This is a genomic window from Corynebacterium sp. HMSC076G08, from assembly GCF_001811515.1.
Taxonomy (GTDB): domain Bacteria; phylum Actinomycetota; class Actinomycetes; order Mycobacteriales; family Mycobacteriaceae; genus Corynebacterium; species Corynebacterium hiratae.
The window spans coordinates 1-25,129 of the sequence record NZ_KV805021.1 but is presented as its reverse complement, the minus strand read 5'-3'; the positions used below and the strand labels follow the sequence as shown (position 1 = coordinate 25,129).

At 58.8% G+C, this 25,129-nt stretch carries 26 protein-coding genes and 2 tRNA genes; 8 read left to right on the top strand and 20 right to left on the bottom strand.

Annotated elements, in window-relative coordinates:
• Nucleotides 1-152: 152 nt before the first annotated feature.
• Complete coding sequence (locus HMPREF2806_RS03760; RefSeq protein WP_070516304.1) at nucleotides 153-1,403, bottom strand: MFS transporter; 1,251 nt, start codon at nucleotides 1,401-1,403, stop codon at nucleotides 153-155.
• Nucleotides 1,404-1,514: 111 nt separating this feature from the next.
• Here HMPREF2806_RS03760 and HMPREF2806_RS13550 point away from each other — a divergent pair, with 111 nt between their 5' ends.
• Nucleotides 1,515-1,682 (top strand): hypothetical protein, encoded by a 168-nt coding sequence (locus tag HMPREF2806_RS13550; protein WP_168166986.1) that lies wholly within the window; start codon nucleotides 1,515-1,517, stop codon nucleotides 1,680-1,682.
• Nucleotides 1,683-1,729: 47 nt separating this feature from the next.
• Here the strand turns inward: HMPREF2806_RS13550 and HMPREF2806_RS03755 are convergent.
• The 4 genes from HMPREF2806_RS03755 to HMPREF2806_RS03740 all read right to left on the bottom strand — a co-directional run bounded on the left by HMPREF2806_RS03755 (nucleotide 1,730) and on the right by HMPREF2806_RS03740 (nucleotide 3,184).
• A tRNA-Ser gene (locus HMPREF2806_RS03755) sits at nucleotides 1,730-1,820 on the bottom strand.
• A 91-nt stretch (nucleotides 1,821-1,911) separates the two neighbouring features.
• On the bottom strand, nucleotides 1,912-2,109 hold the full coding sequence (locus tag HMPREF2806_RS03750; RefSeq protein ID WP_046648854.1) for a CsbD family protein: 198 nt from the start codon (nucleotides 2,107-2,109) through the stop codon (nucleotides 1,912-1,914).
• Between the two features lie 93 nt (nucleotides 2,110-2,202).
• Nucleotides 2,203-2,646, bottom strand: coding sequence for a nucleoside deaminase (locus tag HMPREF2806_RS03745; RefSeq protein ID WP_046648879.1), 444 nt, complete (start codon nucleotides 2,644-2,646; stop codon nucleotides 2,203-2,205).
• Between the two features lie 34 nt (nucleotides 2,647-2,680).
• A complete protein-coding gene (locus HMPREF2806_RS03740; RefSeq protein ID WP_046648855.1) occupies nucleotides 2,681-3,184 on the bottom strand; it encodes a tRNA adenosine deaminase-associated protein in 504 nt (167 codons plus the stop codon).
• 39 nt (nucleotides 3,185-3,223) lie between these two features.
• Here HMPREF2806_RS03740 and HMPREF2806_RS03735 point away from each other — a divergent pair, with 39 nt between their 5' ends.
• Nucleotides 3,224-4,252: a prephenate dehydrogenase gene (locus tag HMPREF2806_RS03735; protein WP_070516299.1), complete on the top strand. Its 1,029-nt coding sequence runs from the start codon at nucleotides 3,224-3,226 to the stop codon at nucleotides 4,250-4,252.
• A 460-nt stretch (nucleotides 4,253-4,712) separates the two neighbouring features.
• Here HMPREF2806_RS03735 and HMPREF2806_RS03730 read toward each other — a convergent pair whose 3' ends face one another.
• The 7 genes from HMPREF2806_RS03730 to HMPREF2806_RS03700 all read right to left on the bottom strand — a co-directional run bounded on the left by HMPREF2806_RS03730 (nucleotide 4,713) and on the right by HMPREF2806_RS03700 (nucleotide 10,056).
• Entirely contained in the window at nucleotides 4,713-4,901 is a 189-nt protein-coding gene (locus HMPREF2806_RS03730) for a hypothetical protein (protein ID WP_070516297.1), read from the bottom strand.
• A gap of 11 nt (nucleotides 4,902-4,912) precedes the next feature.
• Nucleotides 4,913-6,031 carry a trypsin-like serine protease gene (locus HMPREF2806_RS03725; RefSeq protein WP_070516294.1) on the bottom strand — a complete coding sequence of 373 codons (1,119 nt, stop codon included), beginning with the start codon at nucleotides 6,029-6,031 and terminating at the stop codon, nucleotides 4,913-4,915.
• A complete protein-coding gene (locus HMPREF2806_RS03720) occupies nucleotides 6,031-6,936 on the bottom strand; it encodes a DUF418 domain-containing protein (RefSeq protein WP_049157770.1) in 906 nt (301 codons plus the stop codon). Before HMPREF2806_RS03720 ends, HMPREF2806_RS03725 begins: the two co-directional genes overlap by 1 nt.
• Before the next feature lie 116 nt (nucleotides 6,937-7,052).
• Entirely contained in the window at nucleotides 7,053-7,532 is a 480-nt protein-coding gene (locus tag HMPREF2806_RS03715) for a hypothetical protein (RefSeq protein ID WP_070516301.1), read from the bottom strand.
• 108 nt (nucleotides 7,533-7,640) lie between these two features.
• Nucleotides 7,641-8,105 carry a hypothetical protein gene (locus HMPREF2806_RS03710; RefSeq protein WP_070516292.1) on the bottom strand — a complete coding sequence of 155 codons (465 nt, stop codon included), beginning with the start codon at nucleotides 8,103-8,105 and terminating at the stop codon, nucleotides 7,641-7,643.
• Nucleotides 8,106-8,180: 75 nt separating this feature from the next.
• A tRNA-Arg gene (locus HMPREF2806_RS03705) sits at nucleotides 8,181-8,256 on the bottom strand.
• A gap of 225 nt (nucleotides 8,257-8,481) precedes the next feature.
• The gene (locus HMPREF2806_RS03700; protein WP_070516290.1) at nucleotides 8,482-10,056 is read right to left on the bottom strand and encodes an SLC13 family permease; all 1,575 of its coding nucleotides are present in this window, start codon (nucleotides 10,054-10,056) and stop codon (nucleotides 8,482-8,484) included.
• Between the two features lie 392 nt (nucleotides 10,057-10,448).
• Between HMPREF2806_RS03700 and HMPREF2806_RS03695 the strand changes: the two genes are divergently transcribed.
• Entirely contained in the window at nucleotides 10,449-11,357 is a 909-nt protein-coding gene (locus HMPREF2806_RS03695; RefSeq protein WP_070516288.1) for a DUF559 domain-containing protein, read from the top strand.
• Nucleotides 11,358-11,462: 105 nt separating this feature from the next.
• On the opposite strand, the gene HMPREF2806_RS03690 is transcribed toward HMPREF2806_RS03695, so the two are convergent.
• The 6 genes from HMPREF2806_RS03690 to HMPREF2806_RS03665 all read right to left on the bottom strand — a co-directional run bounded on the left by HMPREF2806_RS03690 (nucleotide 11,463) and on the right by HMPREF2806_RS03665 (nucleotide 18,937).
• Nucleotides 11,463-11,762 (bottom strand): DUF202 domain-containing protein, encoded by a 300-nt coding sequence (locus HMPREF2806_RS03690; protein ID WP_070516285.1) that lies wholly within the window; start codon nucleotides 11,760-11,762, stop codon nucleotides 11,463-11,465.
• A complete protein-coding gene (locus HMPREF2806_RS03685; protein WP_070516283.1) occupies nucleotides 11,759-12,121 on the bottom strand; it encodes a YidH family protein in 363 nt (120 codons plus the stop codon). The genes HMPREF2806_RS03690 and HMPREF2806_RS03685 overlap by 4 nt, the downstream gene beginning before the upstream one ends.
• A gap of 60 nt (nucleotides 12,122-12,181) precedes the next feature.
• Complete coding sequence (locus HMPREF2806_RS03680) at nucleotides 12,182-12,865, bottom strand: potassium channel family protein (protein WP_070516281.1); 684 nt, start codon at nucleotides 12,863-12,865, stop codon at nucleotides 12,182-12,184.
• Between the two features lies 1 nt (nucleotide 12,866).
• Nucleotides 12,867-14,231: a TrkH family potassium uptake protein gene (locus tag HMPREF2806_RS03675; RefSeq protein ID WP_070516277.1), complete on the bottom strand. Its 1,365-nt coding sequence runs from the start codon at nucleotides 14,229-14,231 to the stop codon at nucleotides 12,867-12,869.
• Between the two features lie 117 nt (nucleotides 14,232-14,348).
• A complete protein-coding gene (locus HMPREF2806_RS03670; RefSeq protein ID WP_070516275.1) occupies nucleotides 14,349-16,397 on the bottom strand; it encodes a YhgE/Pip domain-containing protein in 2,049 nt (682 codons plus the stop codon).
• Nucleotides 16,397-18,937, bottom strand: coding sequence for a YhgE/Pip domain-containing protein (locus tag HMPREF2806_RS03665; protein ID WP_070516273.1), 2,541 nt, complete (start codon nucleotides 18,935-18,937; stop codon nucleotides 16,397-16,399). Before HMPREF2806_RS03665 ends, HMPREF2806_RS03670 begins: the two co-directional genes overlap by 1 nt.
• A gap of 174 nt (nucleotides 18,938-19,111) precedes the next feature.
• Here HMPREF2806_RS03665 and HMPREF2806_RS03660 point away from each other — a divergent pair, with 174 nt between their 5' ends.
• The 5 genes from HMPREF2806_RS03660 (at nucleotide 19,112) to HMPREF2806_RS13545 (ending at nucleotide 22,164) form a co-directional block, all read left to right on the top strand.
• Nucleotides 19,112-20,296: an Nramp family divalent metal transporter gene (locus HMPREF2806_RS03660; protein WP_011272788.1), complete on the top strand. Its 1,185-nt coding sequence runs from the start codon at nucleotides 19,112-19,114 to the stop codon at nucleotides 20,294-20,296.
• A gap of 20 nt (nucleotides 20,297-20,316) precedes the next feature.
• A complete protein-coding gene (locus HMPREF2806_RS03655) occupies nucleotides 20,317-20,706 on the top strand; it encodes an NUDIX hydrolase (RefSeq protein WP_070516271.1) in 390 nt (129 codons plus the stop codon).
• Between the two features lie 62 nt (nucleotides 20,707-20,768).
• On the top strand, nucleotides 20,769-21,344 hold the full coding sequence (locus tag HMPREF2806_RS03650; protein WP_005292598.1) for a TetR/AcrR family transcriptional regulator: 576 nt from the start codon (nucleotides 20,769-20,771) through the stop codon (nucleotides 21,342-21,344).
• Nucleotides 21,341-21,703, top strand: a complete 363-nt coding sequence (locus HMPREF2806_RS03645) for a DoxX family protein (RefSeq protein ID WP_049157746.1) — start codon at nucleotides 21,341-21,343, stop codon at nucleotides 21,701-21,703. The genes HMPREF2806_RS03650 and HMPREF2806_RS03645 overlap by 4 nt, the downstream gene beginning before the upstream one ends.
• Nucleotides 21,704-21,882: 179 nt before the next feature.
• Complete coding sequence (locus tag HMPREF2806_RS13545; protein ID WP_070510735.1) at nucleotides 21,883-22,164, top strand: PIN domain-containing protein; 282 nt, start codon at nucleotides 21,883-21,885, stop codon at nucleotides 22,162-22,164.
• Between the two features lie 496 nt (nucleotides 22,165-22,660).
• Here HMPREF2806_RS13545 and HMPREF2806_RS13420 read toward each other — a convergent pair whose 3' ends face one another.
• Complete coding sequence (locus HMPREF2806_RS13420) at nucleotides 22,661-23,356, bottom strand: chymotrypsin family serine protease (protein ID WP_158013199.1); 696 nt, start codon at nucleotides 23,354-23,356, stop codon at nucleotides 22,661-22,663.
• Nucleotides 23,357-23,700: 344 nt separating this feature from the next.
• Nucleotides 23,701-24,360 (bottom strand): hypothetical protein, encoded by a 660-nt coding sequence (locus HMPREF2806_RS03635; RefSeq protein ID WP_070510733.1) that lies wholly within the window; start codon nucleotides 24,358-24,360, stop codon nucleotides 23,701-23,703.
• Nucleotides 24,361-25,129: the final 769 nt, after the last annotated feature.

Genomic DNA, 25,129 nt, shown 5'->3' with positions numbered 1-25,129 from the left:
TCCACTACGTGTCCACGATTTGCGGGCAACCCCACTTCTTGATGAGCCTGAGCTCGGTGGTCGTCGATCCACAAGTAATCATGGCTAGACAATTCAATGAGGCCTAAGCTCGCACATAGCCAATTGCACACCTGCGATGTGTACCTACTTCATTACAAAGGAACAGCACCCTCAGCCATATCTGCAGTACGCGGCGAACGCGCCACGGGCAAGGACGACGCAACAGCTGCAACTACCAACGCAGCTGCCAAGGCAACCGCCGCAACACCAGGATGAGAAGAAAGTGCCGCGAAAAGAATCATTCCAAGTGGGGTACCGGCGGTAAAGACCAGCTGATCCTTCGTAGCGAACTGATGCACCAGACCATCATCCCCCAAAGACTGCCCGAGAGAATCCCACGCAATGCCTGCCGCAGTCATCAACAAGGACGCAGCAGCAGCAACTGCGGCGATGAGCACGAAGACAGAGGAGAATGCCAAAGCCAGGATCTGCCCGGCCAGAAGAATCAGCATCAGGATTTGCAAGGTGCTAAAGCGCACCCGATCTAATGCCTTCAGAATTGTTGCGGCTGAGCCAAGCAGCGAACCGACCGCAAGCGCAGTTGCCATAAACCCCCACGACTTTTCGTCGAAAGTATTCATAATCCATGTAGGGCCAGCACTTCCCAGGAAGCCGTTGACCACTGCCGCGACCAGCCAGGTGCCGAGCCCTACCCGCACCCAGCTCGGGAGCGTTGGGGACGCAAGAGGCTCGTTCGAAGTCGTTGAACCTGCGCTGTCCGGTTCTGGTTCAGCCGCTGCGCTATTAGAGCTTTCTCCTGCTGGTTCGCTACGTACTGAGAGAAACGGAAGAACAAAGAGCATGGCCACGAGGAAAGTGGCGCCGTCGATGAGTAATACCGTGTTAAATCCCAAGGTGAGCACTGCGGCAGTACCGATGAGGGGGCCGGCGATAAACAGCACATCACCGAGCATCGACAGGGTTCCATTGACGCGAGTGCGCTGCTCATCGGAAAACAGCTGCGACAAGAGGCTAAACCTTGCTGGCCCAAAGAATGACGAGGCACAACCGTACACGCAGCTTGAGAGCGCGAACGCAGCAATGGAATCGCCGCGAGCAACCACCCACGCTACAAGTCCCCACTGTGCCAGCATCCGAACGACATCACTACCCAGCATCCAGGTCACTGGCCGGTGAGGTGGCGGCAGCTTTCGGACCACTAAAGAACTAAGGAAACGGCCCGCCCACAGCGCGATAAGCACCACCGTCAAGCCGCGCCCCGACGGATCTACTCGGTGTGCCTGAAGCGCAAAAGCAATCGGGATGAGGCCGTCACCTAACCCGGAAACGACAGCGGCTGCGAAGACGAGCGAGAACGTAGATTTAAAAGAAAGACTATTCATCGACCTCAACATTTTATAGTGTTACACATCATAGTATTTAACTATAGAGAGTCAGGGTACATCCCCCTGTCCAGTCAAAGTTTTAACCGCTGAAGTGCTTTAGGAGACCCCATGTCCACTTTCGTCATCGTTGCCATCGCGGCCATCCTTCTCATTGCCATCCCAGCAGGCATGATGAGCCGACGGATTCACAAACGCACGGAAGACCACGACCCCGAGACACGCCAAGCCGCGCTGGATTTCCAAAGAGATGTTGATAGAGGGCGGGCTGGCTTCTAAAAATAAAAAGACCGGCACCCCAGAGCTAAGAACTGGAGTGCCGGATCTGGCGGTGGCGGCGGGATTTGAACCCGCGGTTGGGGGTTACCCAACAATCGCTTTCGAGGCGATCACCTTCGGCCGCTCGGACACGCCACCGCGTTCCAGATTACGGGAGTCATCCCGAGCGACAAAATCGCTGCCCACACCACGCGGCGCGGACAGCGATTCAGCTAGATGAGGCTAGGAATTAGTCCTTGAGGTTTCCGATGACCTCGTTGGCCTTATCCTTGACGCCCTCAACGGCGTCGGAAGCCTTCTGCTTTGCCTCAGAGGTAACCTGGTCGGCCTTGCCCTCGTTCTCCAGCTTCTCGTTATCGGTCAAGCCGCCAGCGGCTTCCTTAGCCTTGCCAACGAACTCGTCCTTCTTGTTCTCAAAATCACCCATGATTTTCTCCTTACTCTCTACTTCTCTCACGTGGACCACCCAGCCTACACGCGAATCGGAAGGTGGCTCCGGGGCCACTAACCATTTCAAGGGCTAAGCGCCGCTGCCGCGCAGACCCCCGAAGAAGCCCGTGAGCAGCTCCGCGCATTCTTCCTCCAGCACACCGCCGCGTACCTCGGGAACGTGGAGGGCGCCCGGGGCGCGCAATACCTCCACCAGCGAGCCGCACGCCCCCGTCTTCGGCTCAAAGGCCCCGAAGACCACCGAAGACACCCGGGAAGCCTGAATCGCGCCCGCACACATCGCGCAGGGTTCCAAGGTGACAACCAGCTCGCAGCCTTCCAGACGCCAGCCATCGCCATGCACGCGTACCGCCTGGCGGATAGCTTCCACCTCTGCGTGCGCGGTGGGATCATTCAGCTGCTCGCGGCGGTTAACGCCGGTGGCGAGTTCGTTGCCGGAGGCGTCGTAAAGCACGGCACCTACCGGGATATCCCCCGCCGGCGTGGTGCGTGCGACCTCCAGAGCGCGGCGCATACGGGCCTCCGCGCGCACCAGCCCCGCCGCTGGTTTAAGAGTCATCCGAGTCGAGGCCGTCGATGAAATCCTCCAGCTCATCGCCAAAACCCAGCTCGCCGGCGATGCGCAGGAGCATATCGGAAGGCCAGTCCTCATCGTTATCGATGATGTAGCCCACCTGGTCCTCATCGAGGCCGAGGTCCGCGAAGATATCGAAATCGCCGTCACCGTACGGGTCGGCGTCCTCCCACTCGTCTTCGTCTAAATCCGGGATCTCGAGATCGCGCAGGTCCAGGAAATCCGCGGCGAAGTCGTCCTCGGAGGCGTAGGTGGCGTCGGAAAGCAGCATGCGCACATCCCCCGGCACCGGGCGCACGACGACGAAATAGTCATCCTCCACGCACAGCAGCGCGAATGCCGCCCCCTCGGAACGCAGGTTGCGCACCGCTTTGATGGAGGTGTTGACGTCGGTGAAGTCATCCTTGAAAGGGCGAATCACCCAGCCGCCTTCGGCACTGGCAACGGTGATGGCAAAGGACAGATCGTCGTGGCTCATACCTCGTCAGATTAGTCGGGTTGTGCCACAATTGTCACCGTGAGTTCTCAAGATGTTCAACGCCCCGTCTGCATTATCGGCCTCGGTCTCATTGGAGGTTCCCTCCTGCGTGACCTAGCTGCTGCACACCATTCCGTGTACGGCTATAACCACTCCACTTCTGGTGCCCGAACGGCCATTAAGCAGGGCTACGACGTCACCGATGATCTGCCGGCCATCCTGCGGCGCGCCGAGGAGGACAATGCGCTTATTGTCATCGCGGTGCCCATGGATGCGGTTGCCTCGGTCCTCGACGCCATCCAGGAACACGCCCCGAGCTGCGGGTTGACGGATGTCGTCTCGGTCAAGACCGAGGTGCGCCAGCTCATTGTGGAGCGCAACATGGAATCGCGCTACGTGGGTGGCCACCCCATGGCCGGCACCTCCAAGTCCGGCTGGGAGAACTCCCACACCGGGCTATTCAACCGCGCTGCCTGGGTAATCACCTATGACTATGCCGCCGAGTGCGAGGCCCGCGGCGAGCGCATTCCCGCCGCATGGGAGAACATTTTTGCGGACGTGGTCCGCATGACCCAGATGGTTCACGCGGAGGCGGTTCCGGTGCGCGTGGCGAACCACGATGCCGCGGTTGCCCGCATTTCGCACTTGCCGCACGTGCTGGCGGAGACCCTCGCGGTGGTCGGCGATAATGGCGGCATTCTGGCGCAGTCCCTCGCGGCCGGCTCCTTCAAGGACGGCACCCGCGTGGCGGGCACTCGCCCGGACCTGGTGCGCCAGATGTGCGAGACCAACTCGACGGCGCTGGTCCAGGCCCTCGACGAGGCCCTCGAGTTGCTGCAGGATGCCCGCGAATCGCTGGCCTCGGAAAAGCCTTCCATCGCCGCGCTTGCCGACGCTGGCTTCCGCGCCCGCACCCGCATCGAAGCCCGATCAGGTGCTCGGAAGGAATCGGTCTCCCCGGTGAAGATTTCTTCCCGCCCGGTCTTGCGGCTGCACCCGGGTGCGCCGAACTGGGTGGCGCAGCTGCGCCAGACGGAGTCTTTGGGCGGGCGCATCGAGATTTTCTAACCCGCCGGTGGGCTTCTAGGCCTGACTTTCTTTCCTAGCAGGCGGTTCTCAACGGGTTCCCCTCACCTGGTTCCAGTCAAAAGGTTTCTTTGCCCCCAAACGAACCTTCTACCTGGCTGCAGAAGGTTTACTTGCCCCCAGAGGAACCTTTTGACTGGAGACTTCTGAGTGGAGCCTTTTGCGTGCTGCCGGCCATGGGGCAGTTTTCAAAAGGCATCTTGCAAATGGCATGTTGCAGATGGCATCTGTCAAAAGGCGTTTTCTCGCCTGAAAACGCCTTTTGGGTTGTGCAGATGGCGTTTTTGGCCCCAAAGACGCCTTCGAGCAGATGCCTTTTGTGGGGTGCCATCTGGTGACCGGCTGTGAGTAGCGTGCGCGGCAGCGTGGGACGGCGCGGGGCGGCACGACACGACGCGGTGTCGGGCAGCGTAGAGCGGTGACAAAGGGGGAGGTGGGGCGCTTAGTCGCGGAAGGTGTCGTCGCGACGTTTGCGGGCTTGGGACTCATCGCGCGTGATGCCGAGCAACGGGTAACCAGCAAAGCCCGCCGCTAGGCCCACCGGCAACATCCAGAGCATGCCGGAGGCCAGCCACAGCACCACACCAAGGATGGCACCGGCAATCAGACACGGAACGAGTTTCTCCTTCATGGAGAAACAGCCTAGTTGCTACCCCGCTCAGCACCAGATTTGCGGCGAAGCAAACGTGAAGCGATGGCTAGCACGATCAGGCCCACCACCCCAGTCACGCCGGCTGTCAGAGCTGCGGGCGCGCTGACCTGCATCGTTGCCGGCGGCGCCGGGGAGTTATCGGCGTTGAGGACGCCGTCGGTATCACGGCCGCTGGTGACGTCCTCGATCCAGTCGCGGACTTCGACCACGGACGTAATCGCCGCTGTTGGGGAAGGTAGGTCCGGGTCCGCATTCGATGTACCAGCCGTGGCCACGCCCACGAGGCGACCGTCGACAAAGAATGGGCCGCCGGAGTCGCCGCCCTGCATGCCCTCACCATTAAGGGACTTCACGTCCATGATGGCAGCGGCAATCATCGGGCCCACTCCCCCGAGTTCACCGGCCGGGATACTTTCCGCGCCGTCGGGACCAACAGCGATCTCTGGCATGTCGCCGCCCTCCATTACCTGGGGTGCATCGGACGAACCAGGGGCGGGAGCGACCATTCCATCGGGAGCAGGCACTGCCATGTCACCAGGAGCCATGGCCCCGGAATCCCCCGGGGCCACCGGCGTCATCTTCTGGCCAGACTCGTCTGGGCTTGCCGGCGGGGTACCGCCGGATAGCAGTTCGCCTACTTCCATCTCTGCCATCGGTAGCTGGCCTTTGCGGGCCATGCGGGAGCTGCTGCTCCAGCCGTAGAAGTGCCCTTTCTCGCCGGCGGTGGGGACAGCGTCCGCGAGCTTGGCGGGCTTAACGCCCTTGACGGGCTCGGTCAGGTGCATGAGGCCGGCGTCGATAGTCGGCGAAACAGCCCAGGAGTCCACGTCATACACGCGGGTGTCCTTGCCCTGGCCAAAGCGTGCCTGGGAGCCCTCGTTGTTGACGGACTCCAAGCAGTGGCGGGCGGTCAGCACCCACTGCTCAGCCACCAGCGTGCCGGTGCAATCGCCGAAGTTTCCGATCTTGCCCATACGCAGCGCAGCCACGGCAGCGCTTTCCTCCGAGTGAAGTGCGGGCTGGGCGAATTCCAAGGCCATGGCCGGCGCAGCGCCTAGCCCCACGACCAGAGAGCTGGCCACAACAGCAGTTATCTTTCGTGCCACCATTACGCAGCCACCTCCTTGATTGCCCAGGCCACGACCCTCTCGGCCGGGCCCTTTCCACAGAACTTCTTCCACAGCGCGCTCAGCACCAAGAACGCGAGCACAAAGCCCAGTGCCGCCATGGTGTTGTGCAGTGAGACGTGTGCTTGCCAGTAGCGTGCGGTGAGAATGTGCAGGATATAGATTGTCAACGACATCGAGCCCAATGCCGCGAAGGGGAAGGTCAAGCGTGGCAACTGACGGCCGATAATCAGGCACAGGTGCAACACCACCGCGGTGACTGCCACGGAGAGAAGGATTTCACCAAGCACACCCGTATGTCCGGTAAAGCGCAGCCAGCCGGCAATATCCGGGTTGAAGCGCTGCCACAGGCCGATGCCGGCAACGACGACGGCCACCGCGGTCACAACAGCTTGGATGCGGGTGGGGCGGGTGAGGTAGACGTCGTAAAGCAGCATGCCTGCCACCATGTACGCCAGGAATGCCACGAGGGGATAGACCTGCGGGAGGGTGTACGGCGCGTAGAGCACCGTGGCGCCCGCGGTGGCCAGCGCGAAGAGCAGGACCTTCCACACAGTGGCGAGCGGCGGCACCCAAGCGGTGAGAGCCATGGCCGCGCCCATCACGACGAGCACCACCTGAATCTCACCGCCGACGGGCAACAGCGCCACGCCGATGAGCATGACTATCAGGCCACGGGCGACCAGCTTGAGGAAGACCCGCAGCGAATAGTCGCGGGCAAGGATCATCATCGTGGTACCTGCAATGATGGCAAAGCCCGCCGCCGGCAGCCCGGAGAGCACCACTTTGGCGCTCCACACCAGGTTGGCCATGTGCAGAATAATCATCCCGATGATGGCCAAGGAACGTGCAATATCAAGGCCCACTATTCGGGCACGCGCTGACACCTATTCATCTCCTTGCAGTTGAAAACGTTTAAAGACCGACCAATGGCTCTGGCCGGTCTTCCTATTTGTGTGCGTTTTCAGCTCTGCATTTCACTCAGCGCTGCGTGATATGCGTCTCAGCGGGTAAGGGCGATGGCTTTGCCATCGCGCACGAAGTAAATGCGCTCAGGTGTTGCGGATGCATCGGGGTCCACCATCACCGTTACTGGACCTGCAAGAAGTTTCATGATGGCCCCGTCAGGTTGCGCGCCGAAGCAGATTTTGTCCAACCTCAAATCCCGAGTGATTTCTAGCTGACCATCTCCGTTGCTCTCAAAGTGGAAACTGAGGATATCGCAGGAGAACTGCACGACCCGATCCCTAAAGTTCACGCGAAAGGAATCCGGCTGCTGCGCGGACTCCCACTCGGAATTCACCACGAACTCCATCTGCTGCGCATTGGCGGTGACTAGGCCTGCGGGCACGCCAGTAACAATGTTGCGCTGCGAGGATCCAACTTCCGCTATGCCCGAGCTCCCCGGCAGCTCCGAGGAGCCAGCAAAAGAAAAGAGGGAGGAAATGAAAAGCAGGATAGCGGAGAGAATCGCTTGAATCATGGGCATCATTGTATCCCTCCCAACCGACCAACCATTGGCTCTGGCCGATTTTCTCATTTCTGTTTGTTGTCAGCTCTGCGTTTCACGCAGCGCTGCGTGATGTGCGTCTCAGTGGCTAAGGGCAATGGCCTTTCCATCCCGCACGAGGTAAATGCGCTCAGGGGTTGCGGAGGCATCGGGGTCCACCTTCACCTTCGCCGGTTCGGACAGGAACATAATGAAGGGAAGGTCGACTTTTCCTCTAGGGCAGGCCTTATCCGTCAACATGCTGAGCTCCACGCCGCCATCAACCAAGGTGAAGTCGCCGCCGTTACAGGGCAACCACACCCTCTGGTCCTGGAAATTCAAGGAGAAATCCTCTGGGCTCGCCGCAGACTCCCACCTGAAAGCAGTGATATGTTCCATCTGCTCATCGTTTGCCTCGACCAAAGCTGCAGGCGTGTTCGTAATGATGCCGTGCTGGGCGACGTTCAGCCCCCACGCCTCCGAGCTCCCCGCCAGCTCCGAGGAGCCCGCGCTAGAAAACAGCGAGGAGATGAATAACAGGATGGCGGAGAGAATCGCTTTGATCATATTTCAGGACATTACCGGGTTTGCCCAACCCACGGAGTCGAAAACGAGAAAAGCCGCCCGAAGGCGGCTGAGTTTTGGTGCGCCCGGAGGGATTCGAACCCCCAACCTTCTGATCCGTAGTCAGATGCTCTATCCGTTGAGCTACGGGCGCAGTCCGTTGGTAAGCAGTGCGTGCGCTCTGCTGTGCAACGAGGAATAACTATACCTATGGTCTGAAAAACTAACAAATCAGCAGTTCACGACCATTTTTCACCTTGAGTTTCGAGCTTCCACTTTACCCACTGTTCACCTAACCGGTAGGAGCCTTGAGCTTAAAACGCACTCTGTCCCCGGCACCGAGTCATCGCTTCGGCGCCAGGGACAGAACTACCAGAAACTAGACCGCCAGGCCGAAGATGGGCACAGCCAACAGATAGACGGTCAGGGTGATGAGGAAGATGCCCAGGATGTTGAGGCCCAGACCACCCTTGATCATCTCACCAATCTTGACGTAGCCGGAGCCGTACGCGATGGCGTTCGGCGGAGTAGCAACCGGGAGCATGAACGCACAGGTTGCAGCCAGCGCCACCGGGATGGTGAGCAGCAGAACGTTGATGTCACCCTCCGCAGTCAAGCCAACACCCACGGCAACACCGCCCATGATCGGGATGAAGGTCGCGGCGGTCGCAGTGTTGGAGGTGATCTCCGTCAGGAAGAGCACGAGAGCGGCCACTGCGGCAACGATGAGAACAGTTGGTAGGACACTGAGTCCCTTGGCCATCTCACCAATCCACAGGGACAGGCCGGACTTGTTAAACATGGCCGACAGCGACAGGCCACCGCCGAAGAGAAGGAGCACGTCCCACGGCATCTCGTTGGCGGTCTTCCAGTCTAGAAGGCGAATGCGGCGCTGGTTGTCCGCAGGCAGGATGAACAGCAGGATGCCGGCCGCGATGCCCACGATGGCATCGTCGTAGTTCTCGAATTCCTTGAGCACCAGCGGCAGGGTCACCCACGCCGCCGCAGCGAACAAGAAGATAATGCCCGTCATGATCTGGGGACGGGTCCAGGGACCGAGGGCCTTAATTTCATCGTCGATAAGCTCGCGGCCGCCCGGAATTTCGGTCATCTCCGGTTTGAAGACGGTGATGAGCAAAAGCCATGCGATGATCAAGAAGATTGCAGCCAGCGGTACACCAACGGCCATCCAGCGACCAAAGCCCAGAGTCACGTCCCAGGTGTCTGCCATGTAAGCATTGAGGAAGGCATTCGGCGGAGTACCGATAAGGGTTCCCAGCGAACCGATAGATGCAGAGTATGCGATACCCAGCATGAGGGCCGTAGCGAACTTCTTCTGCTTATCCCAGCCGCCGACGGTCTCCGCGGTCAGCGCCAGCACCGAGGTACCAATCGGCAGCATGACCACAGCGGTTGCGGTGTTAGACACCCACATGGACAAAAAGCCAGTAGCGAGCATGAAGCCCAAAATCAGGCGCTTCGGCGAGGTACCGATCAACTTCACCACATACAGCGCGAGGCGGCGGTGAAGGTTCCAACGCTGCAGGGACAGTGCGATGAGGAAGCCACCCATGAACAGGAAGATGGTCGCGGACGCATACGGCGCGCCGACTTCCTTGATGGCCCCTACGCCCGCCAGCGGGAAGATGACCAAGGGCAAGAGCGCGGTGGCGGCCAGCGGGATGGCCTCCGTCATCCACCACACGCCCATGAGAATGGTCACGGCCGCCACGGCACGCAGCGCACTCTGGGTGTATTCAACATCATCCTTGGCGCCGGGTGATTGCAACACCGTGTCGACGGCGTTACTAGGGAAGATGAACCACACAAGTGCGGCGAGGACGAGTCCGACGATAAGGCCAATGGCCATGCGCCGCCATTCGCGTGTATCGACGCCGCGGTCGTCTTCCCCCTCCGTGTGTGCGGTTGAGACGTGAGTTTGCGGGGTAGTCATCTGCCCCCTCCTTTTCCTGGTTAACCAGCCCCCATTCAGTTGAGAGAGTTATTAAGATCACTGAATGGGCCTACACGTTCAGGCTATCGAGACCACAGACAGCCAACAAACACTTTCGCCCCATTACCCCCGCTAAGGCCACAGATTCACCCCTGTTAGCAAAATCTTTCGCAGACTAGCTGCAAAGAATGCTCACCAATGTGTGGGCAGTCCGCAGCCAATTCCCCTCCCCCAGATCCCCAGACCTCGATCCCGCAACCTGCAGGTGGGCGTCGCCAAGCGCTTGCCGACGCCCCACCACCCACCAGGGAGTTTCGGGATCGAGGTCTGGGGCTTTAGCCCTGCGTACCGCTCGCCGCGCGCGATCCATGCCAATGCGCTAAAAGTAAGCCATGAACAACCTAGGCATCTTTCACTACATAGACACCCACATGGTCGATCTGCGCACGCTCAGCAACGACGACCCCCGATGGAGCAAAATCCACGCGAGGAAATTTCATAAGCTCGCGTGGTGCTATGCCATTCCGCTACACCGATGGCTGCACTTGAAACCCTGGGAGCGAGAAACCGCAGAGGTCTATGCCCATGCGCGTGCCGCACCGCGGGCAACTCTCCTGGGCAAAGCGGCGGCTCGCATCCACGGCATCCCTACGCTCACAACGCCGAGCGAGTATTTCGCGACAGTCCCCTCCAACTCCGTTCCCCAAAAATCCAAGCGCCAATACTTCCGCTACAAGCAAACGAAACTCAACAATCAAGTCACAGAAGTCCACGGCATCCGGGTCACTTCTCTCGCGCGTACGGCGATTGATATCGCACGATTCGATGGATTCGTCGAAGGACTCGTCGCCGCAGACTACGTAAGGTCACGACGGGTATCAAAGGACACCCTCAACTGGGTGCTCGGCGACATGGGCCGCGTGAAAGGAGTCGCGGATGCACGCCGGGCCGTGGAACATAGCGTCAACAGCTCCGAATCTCCCTGGGAGTCCTACGCGCGGGCGCTCATCCTTGACGCGGACCTTCCCGCGGTTCGCAGCCTGCGCGCCCAATACCGAGTCAATCAGTACTACGCCGACCTCGCGATCAATGACTGGCTCCTCATTGAAATCGACGGCAACGTGAAATACGAGAACGAGCTGGATGAGGTGATTCGGGCCGAGCACCAACGCCAAAAGGCACTCCTCAACCAGGGCTTTGTCGTCTTACGTTTCTCTCCCCAAGAATTGCGCGAAGCTCCAGAAGACTTCATCAACACCATCGCACGGCACTTAGCTGCGGGCCCCCGAAACTTCCGCTAGATCCCCAGACCTGAAACCCGCAACCTGCAGGTGGGCGTCGCCAAGCGCTTGCCGACGCCCCACCGCCCACCAGGGAGTTTCGGGATCGAGGTCTGGGGGTTTGCGCTACCACAGCGCGAAGAAAGCAACCGCGCCGAGAAGCATCGTTCCCAGCGCAACGGCGGCGAGCGCCGAAGCTCCGGGCAGGGCAGGTGATTCGGCCCGGGCCAGGATCTCGTCAGCGTCGCGAAGCTTGGCGGTGGCCAACCACAACACAACGGCCACCACTACCCCAACAATCAGTGCGGCCCATGGCGCAACGGAACGAACGACGAGCAAACCCGCGATGAGGCCGGCGAGACCCGTGCGCTGCCAGGCTAAGCGGGTGCGCTCGGGTTGGAGGCCGGGATCAAAAAGCTCGCTCACGCTAGCAGCTCGCCCACCAGAATCATCAGGCCGATGATGATCACCACACCAACAATCAACGCCAACGCCGGGCTAGCCGGGAGCGGACGCCCATGGCGCATCGCGCGCTCCGAGGCACCCCAGTGAAACCACGCCACCGCCGGCAGGATGATGGCCACGATCAGCATGATGATGGAGACGACGCGAGTCAGCGTGGTGTTCAGAGGTAGCTCGAAGGTCTCCAGGGCCACACCACCGGCGATAAAGGCCAAGGACGTGCGGATCCACGCCAGGAACGTGCGCTCATTAGCCATGCTGAAGCGCGGATCGGGTTCCTCCCCTGTTCCATACACCGAGCCCGGGAAACGTGCCTTCGTCATAGGCGCTACTGTAGCGCCCCGCTCCTCACTGCACAGTGTGAGGCGCCCAGAGCGCGCCGACTAGGACTGCGAGAAGGCCTCCAGATCCGCAGGGCTACCGGCGACGACGATGAGGTCGCGGTGGGTGAGCTCGGTGCCGTCGACAAGCGGGCGCCATTGGCCCGGCCCCTCACAGCGGGAGATGAGCTGGACGTTGTACTCCTCCCATACCTGATGGAGGTTGAGAGGACCCTTGCTTATCGACGCCGGCGGGGTCATCGCCGTCACACCATAGTCGGTGGCGATCTCTGCAAAATCCTCGAAGCGCCCGCCCAACAGGTGCGCCACGCGGCGGCCCGTATCGCGCTCCGGGCGGATCACGTGGTGCACTCCGAGTTGGCGCAGGATGCGGGCATGAGCATCTGAATCAGCCTTGGCCCAGATATCGCTCACCCCGAGCTCCACGAGGTTGGAGGCCGTAAGGATGGAATCCTCCAGATCCGAACCGATGGCCACGACCACGCGCTCTACTTCATCAACGCCCAGCTGGCGGAGGGCCTCGGCGTCGGTGGTATCCGCGGTCACCGCTTCGGTGAGGTACGCGGCGTGTTCGCGCACGTGCTTCTCCTCGGCGTCGATGCCGAGAACCTCCACGCCGTGCTCCATCAGCTCGCGGGCCAGGGAAGAACCGAACCGCCCCATACCAATGACGACGACCGGTGGAATATTGATGGACGTCTTCTCGCGCCGCAGGGCGCTGAACATGTTAGCCAATGAACGGCCTTTCTTCTGGGTAGCGGTAGCGCAGGCTGATGGTCCGGGCGGCCAGTGCCGCCACGAAAGTGGTGGGGCCTACGCGGCCAACGTACATGATGAGACACAGCATGAGCTGCGATGGTGCGGACAAACTTGCAGTAATACCCGTGGACAAGCCCACGGTGGCGAAGGCGGACATGACTTCGAAAGTGACCTGGTCCGCGGTGAACTCGGGGTCCCAGATGCGCAGCGTCGCCACACCTACGGCAACGACGATCATTCCGGCGGCAGTCAGCGCGAGGGCCTGACGGAAGGTGGACAGCGGCAGGCGACGGTGCCCGATGGAGGTGTCTTCCCTGCCCAAGAATTCAGAAATCATCGCCGCGCCCAGAACGCATGCGGTAGTCACCTTGATGCCACCCGCCGTACCGGCGGAGCCGCCGCCGATGAACATCAAGATGTCCGTAACCATCAGCGTCAACGGGTGCGCTTCCCCGTAGTCGATGGCGTTGAAACCGGCCGTTCGGGGCGAAGCGCTCATGAAGAAGGCGTTGATCAGCTTCTGGTCCAACGGCATCCCATGCAGCACACCGGAACCCTCGGAGAGGAAGAAGACCACGGTGCCACCCAGCAACAAGAACGCGGTGGCGCCCAACGTCATCCGGGCGGTCATGGACATGCGATGAATGCGCGGCGTGCCGCCGCGCCACCGCGTTAGCCGTGCGCGGGCCCGCCGCACGAACTCCGCCAGCATGGGATAGCCCAGACCACCGACAATCAGGGCGAAGGCGAGAGGAATCAAAATCCAGCCATCAGCCGCGAAGGAGATAACGCTGTCTGAATAGGTACTAAACCCTGCGTTATTGAAGGCCGAAATGGCGTGGAAGATTCCTTCCCACGCTGCACGCCCAGGTGCTACACCGTGTTCGGTGGCTAGGCGCACACCGATGAACACGGCAACTGTGGCCTCACAGATCAGAGTCATCATCAGGGTGAGCAGCAGGGCATGTCGAATGCCTCCGGAAGCCACAGCACGACCTTCCGCCGCCATGGTCCGGCGGGCTTTGAAGCTGATGCGACCGGTCAGAAGCATGCCTGACAGCGATGCCAGGCTCATAATGCCGAGGCCGCCCAGCTGGATGAGCGCGATGATGACCGCTTGGCCGAAGGGCGTCCAATAGGTGCCGGTGTCCTCCACCACGAGGCCCGTCAAAGAGACCGCCGAGGTAGCCGTAAACAGCGCCGGCAGGAACGGTGTCCACTGCGGAACGTTGGCGGAAATCGGCAGCATCAGCAGCAGCGTTCCCACGAGGATGAGCAGGATAAAGCCCACGGCGGTGAGCCGAGCCGGGCCCAGGAAATGACCGCGTTTCACAGCGCTTCAGCTTACTGCCATTTACCTCCGATGGACACTCCCCTCAGCCTTGAATATTGCGATTTTATTATGTGAATCATCACAATCGATAACCCCGAAGGCACCGCGAAGTAACCGCTACATCAGCTTGGTCTTGTCCAAGGTCTCCACCCAACCGTTGGTGAACTTCTCCAGCGGCTTGTGGAAGACCACGCCCAGAATCAGCATCGGTATGGCAAAGAGCAAGAGGGCGAACAGGGAGAGCCAAAAATCACCGTGATAGGTTCCGGCGATGGCCGCGCGGAAGGCGCGAATGGTGTAGGTCGCCGGCAGCCAGGGGCTAATGTTCTGGAACCAATCTGGGAGCACCTGCAAGGGGTAGGCACCGCCCGACGACGACACCTGAATCACCAACATGAGCACCGCCAAGGCTTTGCCTGCGTTGGCGAAGGAGACCACGAAGGTGTAGCAAATCAGCATAAAGATGAGAGAGCTAACCCAGCCCGCCAGCAGCATGAGGATCGGGTGCGCGGGCTCAATGCCCACGAAGAAGATGAGGCCCAGAATCAGCATCGTCGACTGCACGAGGCCAACCGCGGCAAACATTCCGAAGCGGCCGAAGAAGCGCTGCATCGGCGAATATGTATCCTTATCCACCACATCCGTGCGCACGCTCACCGCAGTCAGCAGCGCACCAACCCACAGCGCCAGCGCCGTGTACATCGGCGTCATGCCGGCGCCGAAGCTCTTGACCGGGTAGACCGCTTGCCTGTCGACGTCCACCGGCGCCGCAATCGCATGCGCCAAGGCATCCGGATCGGAACCGATGATGTCCGCCAACTTCTTCAAGTCACCGGACGCCGCAGCGGAGTCAATGTCTTTCTTCAGGTCAGCGAACTTGTTTGCCTTGTCCTGCAGGCCAGAGGCGAGCTTCTGTACCGCATCCCGAGCATCCGTCAGCGATGAAGAATCAATGGTGACGGGGGCCTTAGCGGTATCCAGATCCGCGCTCACCTGGCCCAAAGAGTCCTGCAGTGCGCGCAGGGATTCACGCAGACCAGAGGTGGAGATTCCCTCCACTGATTTCTTCGCGTTGTCGATGCTGGAGAGATCCGGCTTCGTGGGTTCGGGAGCGTTAGCGGCCGCCGTGAGGCGCGCGTGCAGAGCACGCTGCGCATCGATGGCCTCCTCGATACGGTTGAGCGCCTTTTCCTTATCCCCGGCCGGAAGCGGCAAGGCCTCAATGTGTCCGTGCAGGTTCTGGTACTGGGCGATGGTGCCTTCTACCTGCCCGGCCAAGGTATTGAGCGCGGCAACGCGGTCGGCGCGGGAGGCGGAGGCGTCGGCGTACAGCGCATCAATGCGTTGGCGCACCACGTCGTAACTAGCGCTGGTCGCATCGAGCGATTGCTGCAGCGCATCCGTGGACACGTTGACCGAGGAGGACTGAATCTCCGGCAGCTCTAAATCCGCTGAGTCCGCTATGCGCTGGGCGCTTTCCATCAGCGGAACCGCAGTATCCACGAGTCCGGCCAGGGAGCGCGCGGTGCGGGCAGCCATATCCAGCTGGGTCTGCACACCATCCGCGCGCGCCTGCATCCGATCCAGCACGGCCTTGGTATCGCCCTTGCTCAAGAAGTCCGAGAGCGAGGTGACCAGATCGAAGGACACGTCACCGACCGTCGTGGTGAAGGCCTCGGCAACCTGAGCCGACACGCCTTCTGCACCCTGACCAGTGATCTTCGGAGCCAAGGCGTTCTTCTTCTCATTCATGTAGAAGGACAAATCCGCGGGCTGGGAACCATCCGTGTAGAAGTTCATCATGTCGGTACTGAAATCTTCCGGGAGCACGATGGCTGCGTAATACTCACCGGACTTGGTTCCTTCAATCGCCTCATCGGAGGTAGTCACAACCCAATCCAGCTGCTCATTCGCGCGCAACTCATTGAGCACTTGGTCGCCAACGTTGATGGGCACCGGCAACAGATCGCTCTCATAGCCGGTGTCCTTGCTAGCCACCGCCACCTTGAGCTGGCTGGTGTTATCAAAGGGATCCCAGCTAGCCAACACGTTAAACCACGTGAACAGCATCGGAATGACGACGAGACCCACGAGCATCACAGCGCTCATCACGTTGCGGCATGCGGTGCGGATGTCGTTGAGGAAAAGATCGAGTGTTCCACGCATTAGTTATCCCCCTCCGTGGACTCCGCGCCGATGCTGGACGGATGAATAAGGTCATCTTCATCCAACGTCACGAGCTCCGCGGACTGTTTCAAGCTGATGCGCAGGTACTCCAGGGTGACCGCGGCGACAATAATAAGGAAGCACCACGCCGTCCAAATGCCCAAGAGCAACGGCTTCTGGTCGGGCAAGAGGCCCGAGACAACAATGAGGATGACCACGCCGACAACGCCCGCGATGGCCACCATCTTGAGCCAATAGCCCCAGTTATGAGCGCGACGGTCCAAATCCCTCTTGAGGCCACTGCGGCTATCCAGCGCCTGGATGACGTCCGCGATGCGGTAGCCGGAGCCCACAACCTGCACGTTTTCATAGTCGAAGAGTTCGGTGTCCTTCAGCTCGCGGTTGAAGATGACATTGAAGTGCGCCAACGCCTTGCGCAGTAGAAGACCGAAGACGAAGAAGAGAATGAACATGAAGGCGAGCACGCCCATCTTCTTGAAGTAATGGTTGCCGTAGAACCCGCCGATGGTTTCGCGCATGGCGTCAATGCCGTACGTGAACGGAAGCAGCGGGTAGATGCTGTGGAAGAAGCTGGGCAGCAGCTCAATCGGGTACAGGCCCGACGCACCTGGAATCTGAATGATGGCAAAGACCACGCAGAGGCCGCGGCCGAGGTGACCCAGAGACGTCGACAACCCATAGATAATGCTCAAGTAGGCCAGCCCCACGAGCACGCCCGTCAGAATGAAGGCAGGCGCGTTCACGGTCTGCACGCCGATGAGCAGATCACCCACGGTCACCGTGACGGCCTGGATGATGACCATCAGGGCCATGAGGAGGAAGCGGCCCAAGTAGGCCTGGCCCACCGTGATGCGGTCGAAGCCCTCCTTATCGACCTCAACCCGGAAGATCACCATGAGGACGAAGGCACCAATCCACAGAGAGAGGTTAGTAAACAGCGCCGCCATGGCGGAGCCGTAGCTGTCCACCGGGTACACGGTTTCGGTCTTCAGCTCGATGGGCTCCGCAAAGAATTTACCGATTTCTTCCGCGTCCAGCCCGGTGACATTTTGAACGACTTTGGAGTTCATCGCGGCACGCAGCGAACCCACATCGCCCTGCATAGCGCGCAGGCTGTCCTGCAGGGCCAGGAGGTTGGTATCGAAATCGGACAAGGTGTCCTTCGTGGCGCGCAGCTGCTGGGCCACGCCGTCCAGGAGACCATTGGCCTCCTGCATGGTTCCCTTCTGAGCTTCCAGGGTGGAGCTCAAAGCACTCGCCATGGAGCTCAGATTGCTCATGGCACGGTTGATTTCGGGCACAGCGGTGGTCACGGTATCGCGCAGCGTTTGCGAGGTGGCCTTGGTATCTGCCGCCGCCTGGTTGATGGCCTCCGCACTTGCCTGCACGTTGTCCGCTGCGGCCTGGGTATCCTTGCTCAGCGCATTCAGGTTCCCCACCAGCTGGCGGTTGGATTCATTGCCCTCATCGAGGCGCTGGATGGCGTCATCAATTTCCTTGGCTACCTGCGGTGAAAGCGTTGCGGAATCGCGCAGGGCTTTAAGCTGCGCAATCGATTCCGCACTCGCGTCAATAGCAGTGTTCGCCCGTTGCGTGGCGTAATCGAAACGGTCACCGGCCTGGTTCAGGCCAGCTGTGACATCCGCAATGGATTCCTGCGCCTGTGCGGTGCCGTCTGCCACCGCACTTGCGCCACTGACGAAGGCACCGGTGGTCTGGTCGGTGAAGTCACCGATGCCCCCTTGGGCCTGCTCGACTAGGGAGGAGACCTCGGCGAGGGCTGTTTGGGCGTCGCCCAGCGCAGCACTCACATCAGCCACCGTGGACTTGGCGCCCAACGTGGAATCAGCAGCGGCGTCAAGCTTTCCCTGGATCCGCGCGAGGTTCTCACGGTTACCGTCAATCTCCTGCGCGGTCTCCCCGAACGCGGAGCTGGTGTTGTTCATCGCCCGCGTGACTTTTCGCTCGAAGTCAGTACCGGTGTCCTTGACGTTCTCCGCCGCGACGGTGGCCACCTGCTCCTTGAAGGCCGCCGTGATCTGCTTGTCCAGACCTTTGGCACCGGTATCCGTAATCTTCACGGCGATGGCGTTGTTCTTCTCGTTGACGCGGTAAACCAGTTGCGGCTGCGTGAACTTCCCGTCGAGCATGCTCACGAGGTTCTCGCTGAAGTCCTCAGGAATCGTCACCGAGGCATACACGTCTCCCTCTAAAAGGGCTTTCTCGGCTTCGTCGCGCTCGAGGAATTGCCAGCCTAGCTGGTCATTCTTTTTGAGTTTCTCAATGACCTCGCTGCCGACATCTATCTTCCCCGTCAGCTCGTTGTTAGCACCCTTATCCTCGTTGACCACGGCCACCTTGATGTTGTTGGTATGGCCGTAGGGGTCACGAAAAGCCGCGATGTTCACCCATGAATACAACGCGGGGGTGATGATAAGCCCGATGAGGATGATCCACGCCCTGGGGACGCGGCCAAGCCTGGCTACATCTCTAATAAAAATCTTCCAACTTTGGCGCACTGAAGGCAGTGTACCCGTTGAAGCTTCGAGTCTCTAACCTGCCGAAATACATAAAGTAATTTAAATAATTAACAAATAAACTTTAACATGGTTTGCCGGATCAAACCCCTGGCTTGAACATATGGCGATGAAAACTAGACTTCAAGTAGTTGAACTTTTGGTATGGAGATGCCTATGCGTAAGACCTTAATCAGCCTCACCGGCCCCGCCTTCGTTGCTGCAGTGGCTTACGTCGACCCCGGCAACGTAGCCGCCAACATCAGCGCCGGCTCCCACTACGGCTACCTCCTGGTGTGGGTACTCGTCGTGGCCAACCTCATGGCCATGTTCATCCAGTACCACTCCGCCAAACTGGGCCTAGTCACCCACCGCTCCCTGCCGGAAATCATGGGCGAGCGTCTCTCCCGCCGCGCGCGCCTAGGCATGTGGGCCCAGGCCGAGCTCATCGCCGCGGCCACCGACCTCGCCGAAGTCATCGGCGGCGCCATTGCCCTGCAACTCCTCTTCAACCTCCCCCTGTTCGCGGGCGCGCTCATCATCGGCGCGGTCTCCATCATTCTCCTCATCTTCCAGAAGAAGAACCAGTGGTTCGAGGGGCTTGTCATCGGCCTGCTCCTGGTCATCTGCATCGGCTTCCTTGCCGGCCTCGCCATCGCCCCGCCCGACCCCGCCGACGTGGCCGGCGGCCTCATCCCCCGCCTAGAGGGCAAGGACAGCATCCTGCTGGCCGCCTCCATGTTGGGCGCCACCGTCATGCCGCACGCCATTTACCTACACTCCTCCCTGACCAAGCAGCGCTACCCCGACCTGGAAATCCCCCACGTGCTGGCCGGCACCCGCGCGGACATCGCCGTGGCGCTGTCCATCGCCGGGCTCGTCAACGTGGGCCTGCTGGTCCTGGCGGGCTCGGCCCTCTACGGCGTGGACGGCACAGAGACCATCTCCGGGGCCCACACGGCGATTGCCAGCCACCTCGGCCCGCTGGCCGGCGTTCTCTTCGCCATCGGCCTGCTGGCCAGCGGCCTCGCCTCGACGTCAGTGGGCGCCTACGCCGGCTCCGAAATCATGGACGGCCTGCTTCACATCAAGGTCCCCCTACTAGTCCGCCGCCTGGTCACGCTCATCCCGGCGCTGGTCATCATCGGCTGCGGGGTCGACCCCACTATGGCACTGGTGGTCAGCCAGGCACTTCTTTCCCTGGGCATCCCCTTCGCCATCATCCCGCTTTTCCGCTATGCCGGCTCCCGGGACGTCATGGGTGAGTTCGCCGCGAAACCCTGGTCTATGGCCGTGGGCTGGACGCTTGCCGCGCTGGTCATCGCACTCAATCTCGCCCTCGTGCTCCTGCCGCTGCTCTAGGCCGCCTACAATCAGCAGCCATGATTGAAGTAGCAGCCGTCGTCATCCGCAACCCACAAGGCCACGTGCTTACCGTGCGCAAGAAGTCCTCCACCAAGTACCAACTGCCCGGCGGCAAGCCCGAGGCGGGCGAGGCGCTTGTCGACGCCGCCCTGCGCGAAGTTGCCGAAGAAGTAGGCCTCACCCTCGACGCCGAGAGCCTCAACAAACTCGGCACCTTCGACGCTCCCGCCGCCAACGAACCGGGCGAGGTCGTCGTCGGCACCATCTTCACCTACACCCGCACCGTCACCACCGACGAACCCCACGCCGCCGCCGAAATCGGGGACACCGCCTGGGTCAACCCAACAGCACCCGACCGCGAGCTTGCACACCTGCTGCGCGACCGCGTCTTCCCCACGCTGGCCTAGCGCCAACTGTCAACACTTCGGCGTCATTGACCTCGAAACCATCAAGAGCTACCCTTTTGAACATGTTCACTGAACACGTTCACTCATCGCGCTCGGCCGCCAAAGCTGGCACCGTCAGCAAGGTCCTAGCCACCGCCTACGAACTCTTCCTCACTCAGGGCTACGCCACCACCAGCATCCGGACTATCGCATCCGAAGCTGGCGTTAGCGTGGGAACCGTCATGGGAGTCGGCGACAAACAAACGCTGCTCATCCGCACCATTGGCCAACACATTTCAGAACTCCACGATGACATCCGGGGACAATCCGATAGCCTTCTCGATGTCCTGAGACCTTTCCTCCAGATGTTTACCGGCCACGAAGAGCTCTCCCGCGCCTTTGGCGCAGCACTCATCCAACAAGGCAATCAAGGCGAAGCGCTCACCGCACTCAAAACGCTCCTGACCGATGAAATCACCCTGCGACTCGGCACCAGGCTCAGCAGCGCCGATGCGGCCGAGTACGCCGACCTGCTGTACAACGTCTACCTCGGCTTACTCATCGGCTGGGCCGCCGGAATCTACGACACCGAGCACCTCACATCCCAAGCCGCCTCATCGATCGAACGCCTCAACACCGCATTCGGAGTAACCCAATGATCCTAGAATCTTCCCCAGCCTGGCCCTCCCTTCTACTAGCAGCCATTCTGCTTGGCGACGCCGCCCTCTCCCTCAAACCAGTCCCCTTCATCGAAGCCTGCCTCAGCGGCGTCAAACTCCCCAAGGACTGGTGGTGGGCGCTCATTGTCATCAAGTGCCTCGCCGCCGTAGGACTCATTGCCGGCCTCTGGTTCCCCGGCGTAGGAATCACAGCCATGATTGGAGTCATCGCCTATTTCTGCGCGGCCGCAGCAGCCCATGTCCGCGCCCACTTCCTCGGTAGCGCATTCTGGATCAACTGCTTAGGCATGCTCGCATTCTCCATCGGAGTACCGATCCTGACGCTCGCACTGACTTAAGACACCAGTCAACCATTCACGGCTTCCAGAAGGAAGATGCATCATCGCACCTATTGATTGATGACTTGATGCTTTCTACCCTAAAGGTATGCACACCAGGATAAACCTCCCCTCCTTCGATTGCGGCGGACCAGCTCTAGTTGATCTCAGCGACAAAGAAGCCGTATGGGCGGTGCTCGATGATCATTCCTGATGTCAACATTCTCGTTTATACCTTCCACTCCGCAGCACCACAACATAAACCCGCTCAGCAGTGGTTAAGTGGTGCGCTGAATCGGCATGAAACAATTGGGCTCCTGGATGTTGTGGCAACGGGCCTTGTTCGAGTTATGACCAACCACAAGCTATTCCACAAACCACTAACCGCCCAGCAAGCACTGACTGCACTCAATACCATTTTAGCGGCCCCAAACGGGCACTCTTTTGAGCTCCAGCCCAGGGACCTGGACAACCTTCACTGAACTGGTGCGCTTGCACAAGCTTAAAGCCAGCGACATCCCTGATGCCTGGATAGCCGCGTCCGTAATAGAAGAAGAAGCAACCTTACTGAGCCAAGATCAGGGCTTTGCCCGCTTCCGAGAGCTGCGCTGGCACCCGCTTCTAGAATGACAACAACAAACGCAGATCCCGAGCCACCGGTGAACGATGACTAGGGTTCTATAAGTTGAAGCAGCGAAATCAAGCAATCAATAAACCGACAAGCCCTCGACTAAAGCGACAAAATTAACGCACTCTAAAACTTCTCGATGTTAGGACAAGGACTAGTATTGAGGCATCTGCCGATGGCGCTACGTCCGCCGACTAACAAAATACACTCGGCAACAACCAACACCGTCCAAATCCTACTCGTCGCTAGCGCAGGAAGTCGTTGAGCAGATTCCGCCTCCTCTTTTGCGTAGCAGCTGCAACTAGTCGTTAGATAAAGCGGAAAATCTCCTAGCAAACAGGCTGTGTAATTTAACCATTTCCTTTACACTCATTAGAAGAAGAGTCTTCAGAGAGTTTTTCCTCCAGGAAAGAAAGCGGCGTGATAGTAGTATCCCCTTTCCCATTGCCGCCTTCAATGAGGGCCACCAATTCTCCTGCAGGATTATAGACAGGGGCGCCTGAATCCCCAGGTTTTGAAGTCATTTGAGCCTTTAGAGTTCGCGCCTGATATTCTCTCCCATTGATGGAAAATGCCTCACAATATAAGTTCTTGTCGTTGACAACCCCATCAATTCTCCCTCCGAGAAAGGTTTTTGCAAAAATAGCTGAAGGTATTTCGATACTTTTATCACTAATTTTATCAGCCCGAAGAACGTAATCTACCGGAGGATCAAGAAGTATTTCTGAAACATCTACCCCTTGGTTACTCCACAAGTAGTTTTCACCAATACTTCCAATACGCCTACCTTTCGAATACACTTCATCCGCACTTTCACCACAATGACCGGCAGTCAAGGCCCGCTGCTGGGAAATGATAGTCACAGAACACGTCACCGCCCCTCGGGGAGGACCCACCTGCACCTCATCTCCACTTTCAATATATGAAAGAGGATCGAAATTCCTCTGTTGAGCAGTAGATATTGATGAAGCCGTGGCCCCAAAAGATACGCTAGCCAGAAAGAAAAGAGCTAGCCTGCCTACTATAGAAATAGTATTTTGTTTCATAACTTAATAAATAATCAATCTAAAACAGAGGCAGGCCCGCTAAAATACCCACCTCTGCTCAGATATTTACTTCTTCCCAGATGGAACAAACACAAGGAAAATGACCAAAATTGCTAGAGCAATCGTGACCCCATACGGCCACTGAAGTTGAGCGGAAAGCATCATCAATAAAACGCCCACAGTGGCCAATATCTTTTTCCACATATTTTACTCTCCAGAACCATTTCTATTCTTGCCAGGCGGCAGATTCTCTTGGACTGTTATCTGAACAATGCAGAAACATCCATATGGCAAAATTCCAATTACCTTTCCCTAAACCCCTTTCTGTTTAGAGGAAGGATAATTTATTGAAAACCAACCCGCTGAGGATATGCATTATGTGTGAAAGCGCCAGCCACAATCGAACCAATGCCATAGTCTGCATACATACCACCGGGCGCAAGACCAGCAATAGCCCCTCCAGTAGCTAGGATTTTGGAAAGAACTGGCTCGGGAATCCAGACTCCAGCGATTGTGACACCGCCACCCACCCGGTTAATCGTCGTTTTAGACAGTAGCACCCTCACATAAGTCCCATGGAATTCAATTCCATTCCGACCCTCTTGAAAGTATGGATCAATGTCATCATCATCAGCGCTCGAAATCTTCGGCCCTTTTTCCCAGAAAGTTATCGAGTCTCCCGCCACCTTCATCTCAAGGTTACTATCAGCCTTGGCCTCGCTGATCCTTTCGTTCTGAGTCTCTACTTCATTTTTGATTTCTTGCAGTTCCTTTTGCGAAAGAGCGCTTTCTGCCTCTCTAGCAATCGCGAATTGGTCTCCCTGAAGGAAAACATAGGAATCTGCTTTTTCCGCAACTTCTGAGGAAACAGAAGACTGAGAGGCATTATTCTGAGTCGACTCAGCGAGGTCAGTCTCAGTACCGGCACTAGCATTGACTGGTGCAAAAACTGTTGCTGCCGCAACCAGCACCACTAAACGCGTAGATTTCTTGAGACGATACATGTCCATAATCCTTTCTAGAAAAGATGGCTGAAAATCGGACACCCCTAGAGTTACATCCAGTAGGGATAATTGGAAGCAAAAGATGTAAAATGTAGACTATTGTATAAACTTCCTCAAGATTTGTTGCGAGGGCGCACAAGAAGGCATATAATCCCTCCCCTTCCCCGCAAACCCTAGTCTTTTGAGACTCGGGTTAACCAGCGCCCCAAAGACTGGTGGTGGGCGCTCATTGTCATCAAGTGCCGCGCAGCCACAGGAGTCATCGACGGACTCTGGTTCCCAAGCGTAGGAATCGCATCCATGTTTTGAGTCATCGCATATTTCTGCGCAGCCTCAGCAGCCCGTGTCCGCGCCCACTTCCTCGACAGTGAATTCTGGATCAACTGCTTAGGCATGCTCGCGCTCTCAACCGGTGTATTGGTCCTGCCGCTAGTGCTGAATTAGGCGACCAAAAATTCTTCGGAACCACCCCTGCCCCATTTCGCCATCAAGCACATTCGCCCGATATTTACTTCTTTTTCATCCCCCACCTCACTATGCCGTTCGTTGCTTTGGGAAGTGGCTGAGGGGAATAGCACTCATGAATTTTGGAAAGAACAAAATATTCGGACAAAGTTCTCATCGGGATCGATGTTCGCGTTACTTTCCACATCCCAAATTGGCTCTTTTAGTAACTCCATGACGCTCCCAGCCAGCACAGATTAAGGTCAGCGCCTTCATTCTAAGCTCTCTGCTCGGCTTAAGGGACATTTCGTGTGGATAAACCGAT